Annotated in this window: 18 protein-coding genes; 2 read left to right on the forward strand and 16 right to left on the reverse strand. The window is 52.8% G+C overall.

Annotated features, from left to right (window positions below; genetic code table 11):
* From AB7U36_RS05270 to AB7U36_RS05280, 3 genes are all read right to left on the reverse strand, one after another.
* A partial coding sequence (locus AB7U36_RS05270) for an amino acid adenylation domain-containing protein (RefSeq protein WP_428158743.1) occupies positions 1-6598 on the reverse strand: 6598 nt, incomplete at its 3' end.
* Positions 6591-10196, reverse strand: coding sequence for a condensation domain-containing protein (locus AB7U36_RS05275; protein WP_428158744.1), 3606 nt, complete (start codon positions 10194-10196; stop codon positions 6591-6593). The genes AB7U36_RS05270 and AB7U36_RS05275, both read right to left, overlap by 8 nt.
* A 314-nt stretch (positions 10197-10510) precedes the next feature.
* A complete protein-coding gene (locus AB7U36_RS05280; RefSeq protein ID WP_428158745.1) occupies positions 10511-11050 on the reverse strand; it encodes a DUF697 domain-containing protein in 540 nt (179 codons plus the stop codon).
* 459 nt (positions 11051-11509) lie between these two features.
* Between AB7U36_RS05280 and AB7U36_RS05285 the strand changes: the two genes are divergently transcribed.
* A complete protein-coding gene (locus AB7U36_RS05285; protein WP_428158746.1) occupies positions 11510-12010 on the forward strand; it encodes a rubrerythrin family protein in 501 nt (166 codons plus the stop codon).
* A 374-nt stretch (positions 12011-12384) separates the two neighbouring features.
* A complete protein-coding gene (locus AB7U36_RS05290; RefSeq protein ID WP_428158747.1) occupies positions 12385-12564 on the forward strand; it encodes a hypothetical protein in 180 nt (59 codons plus the stop codon).
* A gap of 187 nt (positions 12565-12751) precedes the next feature.
* On the opposite strand, the gene AB7U36_RS05295 is transcribed toward AB7U36_RS05290, so the two are convergent.
* The 13 genes from AB7U36_RS05295 to AB7U36_RS05355 all read right to left on the reverse strand — a co-directional run bounded on the left by AB7U36_RS05295 (position 12752) and on the right by AB7U36_RS05355 (position 19096).
* Positions 12752-13186: a hypothetical protein gene (locus AB7U36_RS05295; RefSeq protein WP_428158748.1), complete on the reverse strand. Its 435-nt coding sequence runs from the start codon at positions 13184-13186 to the stop codon at positions 12752-12754.
* Positions 13187-13696: 510 nt separating this feature from the next.
* A complete protein-coding gene (locus AB7U36_RS05300; protein ID WP_428158749.1) occupies positions 13697-14746 on the reverse strand; it encodes a tyrosine-type recombinase/integrase in 1050 nt (349 codons plus the stop codon).
* Between the two features lie 2 nt (positions 14747-14748).
* A complete protein-coding gene (locus tag AB7U36_RS05305) occupies positions 14749-15048 on the reverse strand; it encodes a hypothetical protein (RefSeq protein ID WP_428158750.1) in 300 nt (99 codons plus the stop codon).
* A 3-nt stretch (positions 15049-15051) separates the two neighbouring features.
* Positions 15052-15285: a hypothetical protein gene (locus tag AB7U36_RS05310; protein WP_428158751.1), complete on the reverse strand. Its 234-nt coding sequence runs from the start codon at positions 15283-15285 to the stop codon at positions 15052-15054.
* Between the two features lie 38 nt (positions 15286-15323).
* Entirely contained in the window at positions 15324-16415 is a 1092-nt protein-coding gene (locus tag AB7U36_RS05315; protein ID WP_428158752.1) for a phosphoadenosine phosphosulfate reductase family protein, read from the reverse strand.
* A gap of 75 nt (positions 16416-16490) precedes the next feature.
* Positions 16491-16694 carry a hypothetical protein gene (locus AB7U36_RS05320; RefSeq protein WP_428158753.1) on the reverse strand — a complete coding sequence of 68 codons (204 nt, stop codon included), beginning with the start codon at positions 16692-16694 and terminating at the stop codon, positions 16491-16493.
* Positions 16691-16927, reverse strand: coding sequence for a hypothetical protein (locus tag AB7U36_RS05325; protein WP_428158754.1), 237 nt, complete (start codon positions 16925-16927; stop codon positions 16691-16693). The genes AB7U36_RS05320 and AB7U36_RS05325 overlap by 4 nt, the downstream gene beginning before the upstream one ends.
* A 202-nt stretch (positions 16928-17129) precedes the next feature.
* Complete coding sequence (locus tag AB7U36_RS05330; RefSeq protein WP_428158755.1) at positions 17130-17390, reverse strand: helix-turn-helix domain-containing protein; 261 nt, start codon at positions 17388-17390, stop codon at positions 17130-17132.
* A complete protein-coding gene (locus tag AB7U36_RS05335) occupies positions 17362-17643 on the reverse strand; it encodes a type II toxin-antitoxin system RelE family toxin (protein WP_428158756.1) in 282 nt (93 codons plus the stop codon). Before AB7U36_RS05335 ends, AB7U36_RS05330 begins: the two co-directional genes overlap by 29 nt.
* Complete coding sequence (locus tag AB7U36_RS05340) at positions 17633-17884, reverse strand: type II toxin-antitoxin system Phd/YefM family antitoxin (RefSeq protein ID WP_428158757.1); 252 nt, start codon at positions 17882-17884, stop codon at positions 17633-17635. The genes AB7U36_RS05335 and AB7U36_RS05340 overlap by 11 nt, the downstream gene beginning before the upstream one ends.
* A gap of 220 nt (positions 17885-18104) precedes the next feature.
* Positions 18105-18392 carry a type II toxin-antitoxin system RelE/ParE family toxin gene (locus tag AB7U36_RS05345; protein WP_428158758.1) on the reverse strand — a complete coding sequence of 96 codons (288 nt, stop codon included), beginning with the start codon at positions 18390-18392 and terminating at the stop codon, positions 18105-18107.
* Positions 18389-18622: an addiction module protein gene (locus tag AB7U36_RS05350; protein ID WP_428158759.1), complete on the reverse strand. Its 234-nt coding sequence runs from the start codon at positions 18620-18622 to the stop codon at positions 18389-18391. Before AB7U36_RS05350 ends, AB7U36_RS05345 begins: the two co-directional genes overlap by 4 nt.
* 117 nt (positions 18623-18739) lie before the next feature.
* Positions 18740-19096, reverse strand: coding sequence for a PilZ domain-containing protein (locus AB7U36_RS05355; RefSeq protein ID WP_428158760.1), 357 nt, complete (start codon positions 19094-19096; stop codon positions 18740-18742).
* Positions 19097-19321 lie beyond the last annotated feature (225 nt).

The following is a 19321-nucleotide window of genomic DNA, read 5'->3' on the forward strand; positions in this document are numbered from 1 at the left end:
TGATGCGTTTTCGGTCCAGCATACGTTCAGCGTCCGCCCTGCCGAAATAAAAGGCAAGGCTTGTATGCATCCGCTGCCAAGGATCTTTTTCGCCCCTTTCCGGCACCAGAATTGTAGCCCTTGTCCGGTCCTGGTACGCTTTTAAAAGAAATGCGCCGAGATAGCCTGTGGCCCCGGTGATCATAATTGTGTGCAGCGGGAGGGGACTGGCTTTTGAAAGACGGGCCGCACTATCCATAAGGGCCTGGTAATGCGGGTCTTCCCCGGCGTCCTGATGATGTCCTGTATGCACAACTGGGTCTGGCCTCCCGTTTCCCCCATGGACCGCGCCCGGTTCTACCGGTCTCATGCGGGCTGCCAGATCTGAGAGTTTCGGGGTTTTAAAAAAATCCTGAATTTCAATAAAATGGGTGCCGGCCATGTGTCCCATGACCTTGAGAACTTGCAGGGAATGCCCCCCCAGGTCAAAGAAGCTGTCTTCCCGGCAGATGTTTGAAATGCCCAGAACCGCCTCCCAGGAACGGGCCAGGATTTTTTCCGCCTCGGTCTGGGGCGGGGTGCCTGACACGGCTTCAAGATGCGGTGACGGCAGGCGGTTCCGGTCCAGCTTGCCGTGGGCGTTCAACGGCCACTGCCGGACCGCTGTAAATGAGGACGGTACCATATACGCCGGCAGGCGGGACCCCATAAACGCCTTGATCTGGTCCCGGGTGGCGGGGGGATCCTGGGGAATATAATAGGCATCCAGACGGCCGGGCTGACCGGTCCGGTCGTTTACGACCAGCACATGGGCATCCCGGATCCCTGGCGCGGTGATCAATACCTGGCGGACCTCTTCAATTTCAATCCGGTACCCCCGGATCTTGACCTGGTCGTCTGTGCGTCCTAAAAATTCCAGATTTCCGTCCGGAAGCCAGCGAACCCGGTCCCCGGTTCTGTAAATCTGATTAAATTCCGGATGGTTAGAAAATGGATTATCCAGGAAGACCTGGCTTGTTTCCCCGGGCATGCCCAGGTATCCTGCGGCCAGCTGGGGGCCGGAAATACAGAGTTCCCCCGCCACCCCCAGCGGACAGAGCCCAAGTCCTGCGTCCACCACATAGACCTGGACATTGGCCAAAGGACGCCCGATGATGCGGCTGGCACCGGAAAGCGTTGACACGGGACAGGTGGTTACCTGAATACAGGCTTCTGTAGGGCCGTAGGCGTTAATCACTTCAAAATCCACCGGCATAAGCCTTTGGGGTGATTCGCCGCCCACAGCCAGGGAGACCAGGGATCGGGGAAATCCGCCGTGCCCTGTGTGCTTTCCGGCCGAGACCCTTCGGGCATGGTCAAAAAGCAGATCCCCCACCCGGGTGGGCAGGGCTAAACGGGTGATGCCAAAGCGGTGGAGGGCTGCCATCAGGGCGGCGCTGTCCACGAGCAGTTCCCCCGGCGCCATGTGCACGCAGGCGCCGCCGGCCCAGAAGGGGAAGAGCAGCCACAAAGAGGGATCAAATGAGAAGGCCATGGTGTGAAGGATCCGGTCATGGGGGCACGGCCCGAACCTGTCCAGGGTCCACGCGACCTGGTTCGCCAGGGCCCTGTGGGGTACTGCCGTTGCCTTGGGGCGGCCGGTGGTACCGGAGGTACAGATGACATAGGCCAGATCCGCCGGGGATGGCTCCGGTAAAAGCGGGGCGTCTCCTTCGGGTTCCAGAGCGTCAAAATTCTTTGTCAGGATCAGGGCCGGAAGGGAAATATCCGCGGGTGCCAGGCAGTCCGTCACCAGGGCGCAGGCATTGGTGAACGCCAGCATGTCGTTGATTCGGGAAACCGGCCAGTCCGGTGCCAGGGGCAGATAAGCGGCCCCGGCTTTCATGATCCCCAGGGGTACGGCGGCTCCGGCAAGGCTCCGGGACATGACAGCCCCGACCACGCAGCCCCGGTTCGCCCCCATGGCTGTCAACCGGCGGGCCAGGGCATCGGTCCGGTCATCAAGCTGTCCGTAAGTCAGGCAGACCGTGTCACGGACTGTGGCCGCCTGGTCCGGATATCGTTTGGCAGCGGCGCGGAAGGCATGAACCGCCGTGGGAAAATTAACGGCCAGATGTTTGCCCCGGCCGAATTGTTCTGTAAGCTGCCGGATCTGTTCCGCCGGGAGGCGGGAGATGACTCCGGCAGGCCGGTCCGGGTTCTTCAGCACCCGTCTGACCATGGCCAGGAACTGTGCCTTGAGCTTGTCAGCCAGGGCCGGCGGTACGGCCCGGGAATGGAAGCGGAATCCGACCCCGGAATCGGCCCCGCCGTCCCGGAACAGGATCACCAGGTCGTAGCCGTCGCTGCCATGGGCAGATAAGGGGCGGGGAAAATGCCCGTTATCCTCTCCCACGGCCTCAAAGGAAAAGAGGTGGCGGGGCAGACGGCCGGCCATGGTGTCAGGCACGTCATACCGGGCCTGAACCTGATCCATCTCCTCCTGGACGGCCGAGGCAAAGCATGCAAAAGATTGATCGCCGGCCAGGGGAAGGGCCAGCGGGAGGGTCCTGGCGCACATGCCCACCAGGGACTCTATACCGGGCAGGGGCGGCCGGCCGGCGGATACAAATCCCAGCATCATCGGCCCCTCTTCCGGACAGTCGTTATAGCGCGTCAGAACGAGCACCCACATAGCCATGAAGAATGCCGCAGGCGTGACCCCTGCCTTCCGGGCAGCCGCCTTGCAGTCCATGAATTCACCAGAGGAAAGCAGCGGCAGGGTTTGGGTCAGGTCTGAAACGGCAGGATCTGCATCGGCAGCTTCCTGGGTCGGCAAAACAGGGAGGTCTGCCGGCCGGGCATGGGCTGGAAACTTCTCATCCCAGAAACCGGCAGAAATCCCCTTGCCGGATGTTTTGTCTTTGCCCTCCCCATGCCGGGAAATTCGGGCGTGAATCCATTGAAGATATTCCCCGAAACAGAGAACCGGCCCAGGCGGCCCGGGCACACGGCCAAAAAGTTCGTCAAACAGGACACCCAGGCTCCAGCCGTCCAGGATCAGGTGGTGGTAGTGAAGCAGCATCTCCAGGTGTCCCTCGGCCATTCTGAAAATTTCCAGGCGGATCAGGGGGGGCTTAGAGGGGTCCAGTCCGGTTTTCATTTCTGCCAGCCGGTCCAGGAGCCGGGATCTGATATTCTCCGGGTGCGCATGATCATGATAAACAAAGGGGATTTGCATCCTGGGCGGGACGACCATCCAGTATCCTCCGTCCCCATCCAGGACAAAGCCGGCCCGCAGGATGTCGTGGTGTTCCATGGCCGATACCAGGCGGTTGCGGATCTCTTCCGGGGACGGGGCCGTGTCCGGCAGCCTGTAATGTCCTGTCACGGCATAGGTGTCCGGCCCGGACATGGCGACCTGGGTCAGCAGCATTATCTGGGTAGGCGTGGGCGGAAGGAGGATTGTGTCCTTGCCCCAGGCTGCTTCCATGGCCCTGGAAAATCCGGTATCGGGAAGGGGAAGGGGCCCGGGTTTGTCTTCGGCCCCTTCGTCATTCGGGGCGTTTTCCGTATCCGGGGCCTTCATTTTTTCCGCCAGGGCCCTGAGGGTGGGGCTGGCCATGATATCCCTGAGGGCAACCCGCCACCCCAGACTTTCCAGCCGGGCAGCCAGACGGATGGCGTTGATGGAATCCCCGCCCGCCGCCAGAAAGCCCAGCAGCACATTGACATCCATTCCAGGCAGCAGATCCGCCAGGGTAGCCATGAGTATTTTTTCGGCCGGCGTATCAGGCGGTGCGGCCGGAAGGTCTGGGGCCCGGCCATCCGGCACCGGAAGGGCACGAAGGTCTATCTTGCCGCCGGGGGTCAGCGGCAGCGCGTCTATCCGGATGAGTGCAGGGTGCATATGGGACGGCAGTTTCTCCGAGAGAAAGCCAAGGATCTCCTCTTTCCGGAACTTGCCGGAGGGGCAGACCACCCATGCGGTCAGACGCTTTTCGCTGCCGGATGCCGGGGCCCGCAGTGCTGCCACAGCCCTGTGTATCCCGGGATGGGATTGGAGCACGCTTTCAATTTCCCCCAGTTCCACCCGAAATCCCCTTACTTTGACCTGGTGGTCCATGCGGCCCAGGAAGATCAGATCACCCCGGTCATGGTCCGGAGCCGCCTGCCAGCAGGCCAGGTCACCGGTGCGGTAAAGGCGTCTGTGTTCAGGATCATCCCGGTCCGGGTCAAAAAAGGGATTATCTGTGAATTTTTCAGCGGTGAGCCGGGCGTCTCCCAGATATCCCCGGACCACCTGGCTCCCTGAAAAACAGAGTTCTCCCGGCACGCCCAGGGGGGCGAGCCGGCCCATCCGGTCCAGAATAAAGGCCCGCATTCCGGGAAGGGGCCGGCCGATGGGGATGGGCGTCATGTCCCGGGACAGAGTATATGAGGTACAGGTTACCGTGCATTCCGTGGGGCCGTACTCGTTGACAACCGTGTAAGGCACTTTGGTATAGCGGCCAATGGCATCCCCGCCCGTGGCCAGGAAGCGCAGGGCAGGGGGGGCCTTGGTGCCGGGGAATCTGTCCATAAATTCCTCGGCCATGGCAACAGGCAGATCCATATGGGTAATATTTTCCCGGACCAGGTAATCCCTTATCCGGTGAAGGGTATGCCGGAGCTCCTGTTCCAGGATATGGACGGTGCCGCCGCTGAACAGGGCCGGGTAGAGCCCCCAGATGGCCACGTCATAGGCGAATTCGGTCTGGATGGCGGCGCTCATGCCCGGCCCCCACTGGTACCGGTCCATGGCCCAGGTGCAGAACGCCACGGCATTCCGGTGTTCCACCACCACGCCCTTGGGGCGTCCTGTGGTGCCGGAGGTCATGATGATATAAGCCGGATTCTCTGGACAGGGAGATGGGGATGCCGTCTCTTTTTTCCCGGCGGCCGGCACATGCCCGAGCCGGTCAACGGTGTCGTCGTCCAGCACCAGGGCCGGATGGGTATCGGCCAGAATCTGCCTGATCCGGTCGGCTGGCCACTCCGGGGCAAGGGGCAGGTAGGCTGCTCCCGCCTGGAGTACAGCCAGGGCCGCAATGGCTATCCGGTGGGATCGGTTAAGCTTAAAGGCCACCAGATCGCCCGGCACCACGCCCTGGCCGGCCAGGGCATCAGCCAGGGCGTCCACACGGCCTGCCAGCGCTGCGTAGGTCATGCGGGTGCTTCCCCAGACCAGGGCAGTTTTCCCTGAATGGATCGCCGCCGCCGTCCGCCAGAGCGTTGCCAGGGTGTTAGCGGCCGCCGGCAAAGGCGGATCGCTGGCCAGCAACAGGGCCGCCTCTTGATCCGGAAGAAAAGAGATATCTTTCAGACCGGTATCCGGGTTCTGAATGACAGCGGCCAGGATGTTGCAGAAATGGGCGGCCGTGCGTGCTATAGCCCGGACCGGGTATTTGCGGGAATCGTAGGAAAAGCAGGCTTCAATCGTTTCTCCCAGTTCGAAACCGGCTGTAAATCCTGCCACAGCCTCCCCGTATCCCCGGACCCACTCAGGACCGTGTGCCGGGCGGGCAGGATCAGCCACAAAGAGAAGATCAGCATAGTTGGGTACTATCTTGTTCAACGCGGTGGGGGAGGTAAATCCGTGGCGCTCATCCGCCGATACCAGGGTATCCCATTCCCTGATCCAGGCGGAAAAAGCCTTTTCTTCGTGCAGGTCCAGCCGGGCCGGAATGGTATTGACACACATCCCCACCATTCCCATCACCCCGGGCACTGTTCCCATGCGGCCGGTGATCACATGGCCGAACACGGCCTGCCCGCCGTTGTACCGGCACAGCAGCAGGGCCCACAAGGCCTGGAGCAGGCGCCCCGGAGAGATGCGCAGTTGCCGGGCCAGACCATACAGACCCGTGCTTTCCCCCAGAGAAAACCGGTGGTGTGCGGGGTCCGATGGGATGGTGTCCGTTCCTTGACCCGAAATCGGGCCTGGAACCTGGCCGGGGAGCCGGCAGCCTGCCCCGGCGCCGTCAAGTCTGGCCTGCCAATAGGCAAGATCCGACTGAATGTCCCGCTTTGACAGGAACCGGAGATACCGGCTAAAGGGCACCCCTTTGTCCCCGGGCGCCTCCTGGGCCAGAAGTTGCGCCATCAGGATGGACAGGCTCCAGCCGTCCAGCACGGCGTGGTGGAAAATGATTCCCATATCCCGGATACCCGCACCCTGCCCGCCGCCTCTGTCAAACAGGACCAGCCGGCACAGGGGACCGGCAAAGGGGTCTATCCCTGTTGTGCGGACCGCTTCAAGATAATCGTCAATGGCCCGGTCCTGATTTTCGGCACTGCGACCGGAGAGATCCTGGCAGCTGAACCCGGGAAGATGGTCTTTGGGAAAGGCCTGGGTCAGGTTCCCGTGGTTATCCAGAAAAAACCGGGTGCGCAGGGCCGGATGGGTTTGGGCAAGCCCATGCCAGCGCCGGCCAAGGGCCCCAGGATCACAGGGACGGGGAAGCCTGAAATGGATCAGTGAGAGGTATCGGGGACCGGACTTGTGTCCGGATGCCGCAGACGATGTCGATGCCATGGAGTCAAAGATCATCCCCTCCTGCATGGGGGTCAGGGAGAACCGGCCGGGGATATCAGGCAAATTCATCGTCCTCGTCATCAAAAGCGTTTGCAGGTTCCATCATTTGTATCAACTCACCCAGCCGGGCCTGCTCATAGATTGTGGTGGCCGGCAGGTACCATCCTGCCTTGAAAAGTTCCGCCTCCAGGCGCATGGCAGTAATGGAATCCCCCCCCAGCGCAAAGAAATCGTCCGCCGGCCCGGCCATGGAAACGCCCAGAACCTCCTGCCATGCAGTGATCAGGGCCTGTGTCGCCATATCATCCCCGGCCCAGTCTGCATCATAGGAAAACGGCGGGATGTGCGGATCGTCATCGCTCTCTGCCGGTTTAAATTCAGCCAGGATTCGGTCCGAAGGCCAGGGCAGTTCTCCTATAGGCCTGCCGGGATCGGCGCAGGCCGTTCGGACAACTGCAGCCACTGCGTCCGCCCAGGTTTTCATCAGACCGGGCTGGAACAGATCTCTGGCATAGGTCAGTTCCAGAAAAATCTGTTCCCGGCCCTCCCGGATTTCCAGGATTATGTCGAAGATGGCCGTGGGACGGTTGAACCCGGGAACGATCCTGGCGGAGACTTCCTGGTCCGTTGACCTGAACACCGGGAAGGGGCGGGGCTGGGGAAGCCGGTTGATCATCACGTCGAACAGGGGACTGCGCCCCGGAATCCGGAGGGGCCTGACCAGCTGCACAATCCGCTCAAGGGAGCAGGCCTGGTGTTCCCAGGCATCCAGAAAGCTTTCCCGGACCTGGCGGAGCCAGTCTGAAAATGGCTGGGATCCGTCCGGTTTCGGCCGGAAACGCAGGGGCAGTGTCCTTACAAACATCCCCTTGCAGAACTGGAGAGCGGGATGGTCCCTTCCGGCAAAGGGCACGCCCATCACGATTTCGCCAAACCCTTGGGTAACGGCTGCCTGGCGGGAAATAAATGCGGCCCAGACCGCCAGCAGTGTCTGGAATACGCTTACCTGGTAAACATCGGCCAGTTTTGCCAGGGCGGACCGGTCCTCTTTTCCCAGGACTACCCGGGCAACGGCACTGCCCCCTGTCAGGGCAGAGGGCCTGGGGGAGGCAGCGCCCGAGAGATCCAGGGGCGGCGGAAGGGGGCTCAACCGTTCCTGCCAGAAGCGTTCAGATGTTTTAAGTCCCTGGCTGTCCTGCCGGGCACGGTCCCAAAGCACATAATCCGTCATTGGAACGGTCTGACCGCCTCCGGGATCATGGATTTTTCCAACCGTGTACAAGTCCCACCAGGCATCCACCAGAAGGCGGGACGACGCCGCATCCACGAGGATATGATGGGTTGTCAGTCCCAGAAAACTGCAACGGGAATTGATTTCGATACAGACCACGTAAAAGAGAGGAGACCGGGACAAATCTATGGCCGGCCGGGCAAGGCTGAGTTTTTCCCACAGCAGGCGGGCCTGTTCCGGATCCGGCGCACTGTAGAACACAAAATCATAGGTCACGCTATCGTTATCGTCAATCACCCAGAACGGCTCCCCGTCCTTTTCAATGAATCTGGAGCGCAGGAGAGGCTCCTGGGCCACCAGTCTGGCAAAGGCCTGCTCCAGCCGACAGCCGTCCACATCCCCTTCCACCATCATGCAGGTATCTACTTCGTAAGCCCGGGGATCCCGGCCCAGGCGCCACAGCAGGTACATCTGCCGCATGGGCATGGTCAGGGGGTACCGGTCCCGGGGCGGGGAGGCAGGGATACGCGATATGCCGGCCCCATTCCCGGCCAGGTCCATCATTTCAAGAACTGCCGACGGCCAGGGTCTGCGAAAAATTTTCCCATAGGGCAGATCAACCGAAAATTCGCTGCGCAGCATGAGCTGTAGCCCTGCAAGTTTCAGGGAATCTCCCCCCAGGGCAAAGAAATTGTCCAAAGGGGTGACGCGGGAAACCAGTAGTTTTTTTGCAAAAATGTCACACAGGCGTTCCAGGCGGGGATCATGGCCGGGCACCGGATTCTCCGGATCAGGGACGTCCGCAGATGCCATGTTTTCCGCCGGGATTTGCGGGAGCCGGGAGCGCTGAATTTTGCCGTGGACCCCCCGTGGCAGAGCCTGCATAATTTTAATCCGGTCCGGCACCATGTAATCGGGCACAAGGGCTGCCAGCCGGGATTTCAGGGCCTGGGCGTCCAGGTTATCTCCAGCGGCCCAGGCCCATAGGACCACCTGATCCGCTGCTTTCTGGGCAGCCACCACACACTCCCGCACGCCGTCGCAGCTGGCCAATACCGCTTCCACATGGCCCGGATCCACCCGCATCCCCCGAATTTTTACGACAAAATCACTGCGCCCGCAATGGACCAGCATTCCGTTTTCATCCAGGCGGGCCAGGTCCCCGGACAGATAAAGACGGTTGTAGGCAGAAGTGTCCATGCCGTGGGACGAGCCCGGATCTGTCAACGGGCGCGTATAAACCGAGGGCCGGACATGGGTAAAGGGATTGGCGATGAAACAGTCCCGGGTCTGATCAGGCATCCCGAGGTATCCCCTGGCCAGGGACGGGGAGCTCACCGCCATTCTCCCTATCTCACCCGGGCCGGCCATATTGTTTTGATCATCCAGGAGATAGATGTGGGAAGGGCCGAATGCCCCGCCCAGGGGGATATCGGATTCATATGCTTTTTGGATGGATAAAAATGTGACAGAGCCGCCGTTTTCAGACATGCCCAGGGAGTACAGAATCTCGTAGGAGGTGCGGGAACAGGAGCGCAGGGGACCGCCCGCCACCCGGACATATTTCAGGGACTGTCCGCGGCAATTGTGGCTGAACATTTCCGCCATATCCGGAGACAGAAACACGTACCGGATCCCGTGACGTTCAAAATAGGTTTCCAGGGCCAGGGGATCCCGTCGCACCTGCTCGCTCAAAATATGCAGGGTCATGCCCGAGGCCAGGGGAAAAAGCAGCTCCCAGGGCGCAGCAATAAACCCCAAGGGCGCAAAGGCTGCGGTGTGTGATCCGGGGGGAAGATCCATGTATGATTTCTGCCAGGCCAGCATGGCGGAGATAGCCTGGTGCTCCAGCACCACCCCCTTGGGCCGGCCGGTTGAGCCGGAGGTAAAAATGGCGGTGGCCATATCCCGTGGATGGGGAATAAACCGGTCCCATGCGCCGGAAGGGTCTGAAAACGCCTGGTTGTGCAGCCCCTGATCGGTAAGGGGGGCGGTCAGGTCGATGCAGGGGATATTCTCCAGGCCTTGGTTCCCAGAACCAGAGGTCAGTACCGCCGTTACTTTGGCTGTTTCCGCAATCTGGCGGATGTAGGCCAGAGGCGCGTCTCCGGGTACGCAGATATAGGCCCCGCCTGCCCGGAGCACCGAAAGAATGCCCACGGCTACATCAACGGTTCTGCCGGTCAATACCATGACCCAGGGGGACACCCCTGCCCTTTCCGGATAGCCGATGTCGTAATATTCAGGCGCGGTGCTTTCCCCCAGGCCCAAAGTCCTGAGACGCCCGGCGACCAGGCACGAGCGCCGGTCCAGCGCCTTAAAGGTCAGCTGCTGCCGGTCATCCCTGACCGCAGGTCGGTTTGGGTAATTTACCGCACAGGTGTAAAACTGTTCCAAAAAAGAAATTCCGGACAGAAACGTGAATGTCATATCGTCAACACAGGAAGTCATTGGTTCCGTTTACCCAAACTTAAGAAAGATGAATATGTTGCCCCATTCCCTGGACATACAGATACGCACAGATCACCATTGCCAGTAACCTGTATTCCCTGAATTCGGGCAGCGATTTTCCGGGAGAATGGGAATGGGAAATGCAACCCAGGGAAATCTGGTCCGGTCTATGGTAGGATACCTTAGGGGTTCGATACCTTAGGACTACCTCCCACACCCAGGACCTGATGAAAAATCAGGTATAATTTAAATTTCAGACCAAATTAAAAACAGTCCGGGGCCTAAACGCCGGCTTAGGCTGCTTCAGGTGTTCCCTGTTTTCCGGCAATCACGTTTGCCATTTTTTGTCTGGCAACGTGAACAGCGGATTTAAAGCTGTCCGAAAGCTCACCTGCCGCCGTCCCGACAAGGGAACCACCCTGGGCAAAATGTGTGGCAAACACGTGCCCCAGTGCGTAGGTAGTTACCCCGTTCAGCACTGGTGTTGTGGCAACGGCCAAGGGAAACCCCACCAGGGGAATGGCTAAAGCAACGCCTCCGACGGCTGGAGATGCCAGGGTAACCGCCCCGCTCGAAAGCAGGCCGGATATGATATTTCGAGCAGCAGTCTCGCTGAAGGTTTTGCCATACTTGGTACAAAGACTTTTAACCAGCCCGACTTGAATGGCGGTAACTCCGGCAAAGTTAATAAAAGGTAATCCCAGAAGGCCGACGCCGGCAGCGTAGTTGGCACGTCTGCGAATGAGTTTGGTGATTTCCTCCGATGCCGGATCAATCGGCTCGGGGGCTTCGGTAGTCTTTTTTTCTTCTTGTTCCTGCGTTTTTTCGGTCATATTACCTCGCATGACAATTTTTTTGTGAACGTCACAGCATTTGCCCCGTTCGTAGGAGCCGGGTCCCTCAGAAGACCCGAAAATAAGAAATAGATCCGGGGATGCATGCCTAATTTGTCAAACTATAACCAATCCACATTTATTTCGCAAGAATAAATTCAGGCCTTGAACATCGTTTTGGCCACTTGAGAATTTGGGGCATTGTCCAAATTCATAACCCACTGCCGTTAAAGGTATTTCGATAAGTATTCATGATTCGAGAATCAAAATTGGCCAAAGGATGATCAAGGCCAACGTGTCACCCCCCATAATGAAATAAGAGGATAGGTGGCAAATTCGCCCCTCCTTCAACTTATTGATATTGATAAAAAATTAAAACAATAGTAAAAACGCAAAATGCGATACAAATAAATTCAGCTTTTTTCATCAATTCATTAAATTAAATAAAGGGAGGAAATTATGGCAACAACCAATGACAATCTAAAAGAGGCGTTTGCAGGTGAAAGTCAGGCCAATCAGAAATACAGGGCTTTTGCCAAAAAAGCCGAAAAAGAAGGGTTCAAAAATATTGCAAAACTGTTTAAAACTACTGCCGAAGCAGAACGGATTCATGCCGAGGGGCACTTGGCTGCCTTGGGTATGATCGCGTCAACCGCCGAAAATCTCCAGGCTGCTATTGATGGCGAAACCGAAGAGTTCACCCAAATGTATCCGCCCATGCTGGAACAGGCGGAGGCAGACGGCCATAAAGCCAAAACTATGTTTAAATTTGCCCTGGGTGCTGAAGAAGTGCATGCCAACCTCTACACAAAAGCCATAGAAGCCGTTAAAAACGGCATAGATTTGGATGTCAGCGAATTTTACCTGTGTCCGGTCTGCGGTTACATTGAGCTGGGTGCCGCACCGGAAAAATGTCCGATCTGCTCCGCTAAACAATCCAAGTTTATCCTGGTGGACTAATCGAATACTTGCTGGCCTCGGGTATGATAGACTGCTCAGGGGCCGGCCTGTCAACACCCAGGGCATGGGAGCAAAAATCTTTTCTCTTGCATGAGTTGGCCGGGTATGGATATTCTTCGATAAAATTGATTCTCAAAATTTAAATCTTGGGGCTTTGAATGGCTAACCTGTTTGAAAACGGGAAGGAACGAGTTTTAAATAAAGGAGATTATCTCAACATTCCGGCACATACAAAACATAAGGTCTCCCGAACCGATCCAGATAACTTGACAATTTGGTTGGCTGTTTTTTATTAAAAACAAGGTGTAGATCCTTCAGGTGCTACCAGTGCTTCCAAGGCAAGTGCTGGTCCCTGATTTAAACCGGAGATGATAATGAAAAAATTCACCTTACCAGCATTTAAGAAAGAACAGGCCAAGAAGAAAAAGGAAGATTGCTATACTGAGCCAGAGGATATGTTTGAAGAAGCTTTACAACTGATTGATGAAAATGGTTTAACAAAAAAATTTGAAGCAAGGGCTTATGATATTGTTGATAGAGTTACTGAATCATAGGGCCACTTTGATGGGTGTGGCCCACCTTTTACATGAGATCATCGTTTAATTTGACAAATCAGGCTTAAAATTTCAACATCCTCTATTAGTGCCTTACTCCTCAATTTCTGTTAAAAAACAAGAAAATGAGGTGGGGCACATGGGTTGCAGGGTTTCCCACATTAGCAAATAATTTGGCGTCTTCGGTTTACGTTCCTATCTTATTTTCGCGTTGTCCGTTGTCCTGCTTCCCTTGTCGCTTTACTTCGATGTATGCAGACGATCCGAAATAAAACACAACAACAACACCAACGATTGCTGTAAAGCTGCCGATCATTGACTCGGTGAGAGCCGGGAGTTTTGCAGTACTGTTATTGAAGTAGGCTGTTAGTCCGACCAAAACCAAATATTGAACAACTACGGCACCGGCAATAGCCGCACGTAATCGCTCATCCTTGTTTTGTGATTCCTGGGTGTTGCCAGAAGGGATAGCGATGAAATGAAAAAATGTAATTATCCCAGAAGCCGCAGTGCAAAAAGCTAATGGCCTTGGCCCACCACCAATGCCACCTAAAAAGGCGAGCGCAAGTGCCAATCCAACAATAGTCAATATTAACAGTGCTACCCGATAGTTTCGATTCATATAATTCTTCCTTATATTGTTCCTGCGTTGGAACGCTAAGAATAAATTTAATATATTAAGGGACTTCATAAGAATAAAAATACCCGCTTTTAAAGCAAGTGCCAATATTTACGGTCATGTCTTAATTAGAATTTGGGTAGATTATTTGTTATGAACTCCCTAATAACCTAATAAATTGATTCTCTGAAAATCTGACAAATCAAGATTATTGGAGGTTAACATGGTTTTCAAAAATTATGAAAACCATTTGAAAAATTGGAATGACATAAAACAACAAAATAGTTAAACGGAGCCAATTTTTTACAACAACATGTTGTAAATCAGTTCCAATATGCCAACTTGTTCCAAAAATGAAAAAGCCCAAACGCTTATTAAAAGCGGATCGACTTTATTTATGATGGTGGGCCATCGGCGGGTCGAACGCCGGACCTACTGATTAAGAGTAATTTGTTCTATGTCCATTTTATAGGGCTTTCAGGCCGATTGATGGCAAGATTGATGGCAAAATCGTTATCCGTTTGATAGTTTTTGCATCTGGGAGATCATTTCTTTATTGAGGACTTTTGCGTATATCTGGGTGGATTTTATGTCTGAGTGTCCCAATATTTTTTGGATGATTTCCAATGGAATTTCTTTTTCAAGCATCTGGGTGGCCGCGCTGTGTCGCAAAAAATGGAACCGGGTTCCGAAAACCATAGCACCTGTTGCCAGTGCTTGATATTTATGGGTGTACGTATCAGGATGGACCTGCCAGAATATCGGCCCTGACGCTTTGGGGTGCCCCATGGCAAATGAAGATTCTTTTATTATTGGGACCTGCCTTTCCTTATCCCCTTTTCCGCGCACAGTTAACAACCCGGATTCCCGATCATAGTTTTCCCAACGTGCCGAAATGATTTCTTCTCTCCTGCACCCGGTAAAAAGTGCAAACGTCATTATCATGTAAAATCTATGATCATTTTTAAATGCATAGTTTAAGAGTCTTTTGCGTTGGTCTGCTGTTAAAATTTTAGGCAGAGTGTCACCAACTTTGAGCATTTTTATTTTGGGAATATCAATTAAAAGGCCGTCCTCCTGTGCTTGGCGTAAAAATGTTTTAAGGTGCCGGAGATAAGAGTTGACGGATATTTTTGTAATTACCCTTTTCTTGCCGGTGCCAATATAATATTCATGGATTTTTCGGAAAGCATTTATATGACTTTGCCTTATCATGCTGACTTTAATATCACCGACAACATCAATAAAGCACTGTATCGCTGTTTTGTCCTGCTTTAATGTTTTTTGTGAGAGATCAGACCGGTTATCAATGTAATCTTCTAAATATTCCGACAACAGTTTGTCATCCTTGGCCTTGAGTACAACAAACTTTTTTTTATCCAGGGCGTTGGCCATGGCCTGGGCGATCGTTTTTGCCTGGGCGGCATTTTTTGTTTTTAGGCTTTTGTTGACCTTTCTTTTTATTTCAATATACCAATACCCAGAGGTCGCCCGCTTAAATACGAGATATTTAATGCCTTTTTCTTCGCTTTTGACATGGAAAGATTTTGCCATAATGTTCATATCTATAACCTCACGGTTGATAAAATATCAAGGGCAATCTTATTTGCGTCTTCATCCGTAAATTGTTGTTCTGATTTCATTTCCATATGTGCATCAATAGATTTCATATCAAATCGCCACGGCTTTGTTTTTAATGACTGATCCTGGAACCCACGAATTTGCCCTTTTTTGACAAGGGCCACTAATCGTGCTTTCCCGATATTGCTGTATCGTGTTGCCTGTCCCAAAGTCATCCACCTTGGGATGACAGATAGTTTGGAGGCTATCTTGGCAGCTAATATGTCCAGATCTTGTTCTGTCATTTTTTATTTTTGGCTCACCGGTTCCCAGCGCTTCGCCCCGTCATAAGGGTTCCCGCCAACGGCCACCCATTCGTTTCCCTCTTCATCAATGGCAAAACAACCAGGTTCCCATGATTGCGGATCACGAAGTTCAGACATCCAGCCGGCTACATGATTGTTAAAAATAACAACCACTCCGCCCCGGTATCTCCCAGGCTCTTTGTCACGGAATTCTTGTGCAAGATCTTGGTGTGTCATTTTTATCCTCCCGTCTAATGCTGGCAATGGTTTGTCTGCTAAAATAATTCCAATTGCTCTTGTTTGATGAATTTTCCATACTCAAATTTGCTGGCCACTTTCCGGTCAGGGCAGTTTTCAATGATGTAGTCCAAGACATTTGACAGCCCGAGTTTTTCCATACAGAATTTATACAATTTAGGATGGGAGATCCTGAGTTGCTGGAATCTGTTCGGCTTATCCTCCATGTGAAGTCCGAAACAGCAGAAAACGCATCCGGTTGAACGGACACCATTAAAATAGAATTGGCCCGTGGATCTATTTTGGAGAATATCTCCGTACACTTTGGCGTATGGAATGTTAAACATTTTAAGGGCCTGGATGATGTCCTGTTCCGTCCAGAAACCCAACGGCATTGACCTGGGGTGCTTTGCATCATAGGCATTGCACCCGGTTTGAAGGTAAATTTTTTCCCGGGCTTTTGAATCGGCGGCCATCATGCCCACCATTTGCATTCTGCCGGTTTCGCATTCGTATTTTGCCATGGGGTCTTTTTTCATAATCTGACAGCACTTGTCTGAAATTTTAAAAGGGGCATCAACAAGGAATCTCCATCGTTGGGCAACTTTGAATCCGTTGCACTGCTGGCCGAATCGGTTTATCCCTTGGTCATACAGGCGCCAAATGTTTTGATTGTGCCCGGTCGGGTTTCTCAACACATTTAACCCCCGTGCTGTTTTTTTTGAGATGATCGGCCAACCGGAATCTTTAACGACGCGGTGAAACGGTGTTTTGGGGCGTAGGACCGTGACGTTCGGTGTGCGTTTGACCAGATGCAGGATTTCCGGATATTCCAGTCCGGTGTTGCAAAATACTGCCGGCAGATCCGGATATCGTTTGCGGGCAAGGTGGAGTAAGACAGAGCTGTCCTTGCCGCCGGAATAGCTCACGGCGACCTGGCCACCAAAGGCCTCATACCACTCTTTAATCCGCTCCAGGGAGAGTTCAATTTTTCCCTTAAGCGGCATGGCCTGACGTTTTTGGAGAAGATTATAGCCTTGGTTCAGGTCTCCGGTCCGGATTTTATCGCGCCATTTTCTTTCATAGTTTGTTAAGGGCGCTGGTGTGTTACCTGCAGCATCTTTAATCATGAGATCTGTTTGCCTTTATTGCGGTGTGGGGGGGAATGTATCCTGTCAGGCCATATCCACGGATCTTTGAGTAAATCATCTGACCACCCCACGATTAATAAAATCGTCTAAGTTCCCAATGATTGCAGGGGCTTTTTTGAAATGTGTTTTCATCCACCCGGCACAGGCTGCAGCTTGCTTGGTAATCTCATGCTTATCAGCTTTCAGCATGTTTGATGTCAGGTGACAAACTACGACCGGGCCATTTGAACTGTGATCAATGCGTACGGCTTTTTTCATTTTCTGACTCCTTGTTGAATTACGATTTTGGGAAATGAAAAAGCCCGGTGATCTCCTGCGCAGATGAATGCCGCCGCCATTGGAGACGCGGAGAGCTTGGGTGCCGGGACGCCGGGCCGCCCGTGAAGGAGGCCAATGGCAAACCGGCGGTGTGACGGGATGCGGGAAATAAAAAAGCAACGGGAATCCATGCTGGATTTCGTTGCTTTGGTATTTGAAACTGGATGGTGCATCTTGGCCCTCCTTGATGGAGGGTCTTGTGATCTACTGGGGAGCGATCACAATTAGGATTGCATAAAGATTATTGGGAGTCAAATAGTTTTTCATGCAGCTTCAACAGGATCAACTTTGAAGGCGTTGAATCCGTTTTTATTATGATTTATTCATACGGATGTATGACCTCCAAGCTTATCACCCAGTTGCGGCGGCGTGATTTTAATCCGTCAACTGGTCAACGGCCAGATTCATTGCGGCGGCAAGCTTGTTTAGCGTGCTGTTCCTTAAATGATTGTCTGCCTTTTCAATTTGGGATAGCGCAACCAGGGTGATTCCGGCTTTTGCGGCAATTTCTTCTTGGGTAAAACCCAGGTGTATCCGCCATGCTTTGACCAGATTGCAGTTTTTGTCAATCACAATGGATACAACCTCGTGTGGGATCAGTGTATCCTCACCTGTTTTTCGCTTTTTTGTAAACAACCTTTTTCTCTCGTTTTCCAACAGCTATCACATACACGATTAGTTCGGCGTCAACCACTTCATATACAAGTCGGTAACCGCTTGCTTTCAGTTTGATTTTGTAATGATTTTCGAATCCAGAAAGTTTGGCTGAGATAATTCGTGGTTTTTCAAGCCGCTCTGCAAGTTTTTTCTTAAATTGAGTCTGCAAGGGGCGGTCAAGCTTTTTCCACTCCTTTAATGCCGATGGAAGGAATTTAAGGCTATAGCTCATCAAGATTCACTTCAATGGCAGACTCTTTTTCATGCTGGCGTTCTTTGATGATTAAGCCCAGTTCATAATCTTCGATTTGCTCAAGCATCATTTCGTATGTATCGGCGGGAATAAGATATGCAGTCGGTTTATTGTGGTTCAAAATGGCTATTGGCTCACCTTCTGCCCGCTCGATGAGGGAAGAAGGATTCTTTTTCAGCTCTGAGATGCTTGCTGAACGGTTTGCTAAAACGGATTCCATTTTCACCTCCTTTGGTTCGATATAAAGTCTTTTTATTGGTTTCAATATAGGTCATAAAAAGACTTTTGACAAGAGAGGTATTTTAAGACGAACGTTAACGGGGAATTTAGCCGACCAGGGCATTCAGTCGAGCCGGTTGTCGAAGCCAAGTCTTTTCGAAAACCAAGAGTATCCAAAAAGCCGCTAACTCCAGGGCCGGCGGCAGCGTTTTGTTCTGTTTTTATCTGCCCTGCCAGTAATCTGGTTTTCTATGCAGATGCATGACTGCCATGATTCTGATATGGTTGTTAACCACCCGATAGAGAATTCCGTATGGAAATTTGTTGGTGAGGCAACGCCTTGTTTTTGTGTCAAGATCTGTCCAGGCATATGGATGTTCACATATTCGTTTAATGGTGGCGTAAACTTCTTCAGAAAACCTTTCGCCTAAACCCGCTTGACATTCTTCGTAATATTCAATGGCATTAATGAATTCTTTTTCAGCAATTTCATGAAAGCCAAATTTCATTTTGAAAATCGCTTCCGGATTTTTTCAAAAACCTCATCACCGGGAATAAGTTTTGCTTCTCCACGGTCAAGAGCTTGGCAACGGCGTTCAACTTCATCTGACCATGCCTGATCAATATCTTTTTGAATCGGTAAATTGGTACTAATCAGCAGCTTATCTATAAGTATCAGCCGTTCATCCACCGGAAGATTGATAGCTTGTTCATATATTTTTTCTGATATGCATTCCATATGTCATCTCCTTTTTATTTAAATATACAGATGACGGCCCCATTGTTCAATAATCAAAGGCGGATATTGTTTGGAACATAACCTATCCTTCACCGGCGGAAAGGAAGCTCAGCCGAGCTACCGTCCGAATGAAAGGCCTGGTTGCGTGCCGGGCGTCATGTCCCCGGAATTTAGAATTTCAATAAAATACGGCACAAAGTAAGGCGACATGCCATGAAACGCTATGGCAACGCCATCCGGTTCCACCCTGACACTTTTCACTTTCAATTTTAAGGGCTTGTCCCTGGTGGGAAGGGAGAAAACAACACAGGTCTCTTCACCGGTATTTACGGGGGAACGGGTAATGAGAAACAGCCCCGAACATGATATGTTTCGCGCAGTTGATTTGATGAGCGTATCACCGATTACGGCGTCCACATCCATCGGCAGGTGATAACGATTGCATTTCCGTTTTTCTGCTTCAAAGCGATCCATACGGCCCTCCTTAGATTTGGATTATAGATGATAACCATACATGGTGGTTTTGCTGAAATCAATCAGGGTATCCCTGATCTCCTTTTATTGAGCCGGAATTTGGTACGATGAAATTAGTTTTGTCCCCCAGGTATTCTGCTTTGATTTCATAAATGGTAAATGATATGATTATATATACTGGAATTTATCAGGATAGTTTAAAATGACAATATTTACAATAGGATA

The sequence above is a fragment of the Desulfobacter sp. genome (assembly GCF_050177295.1).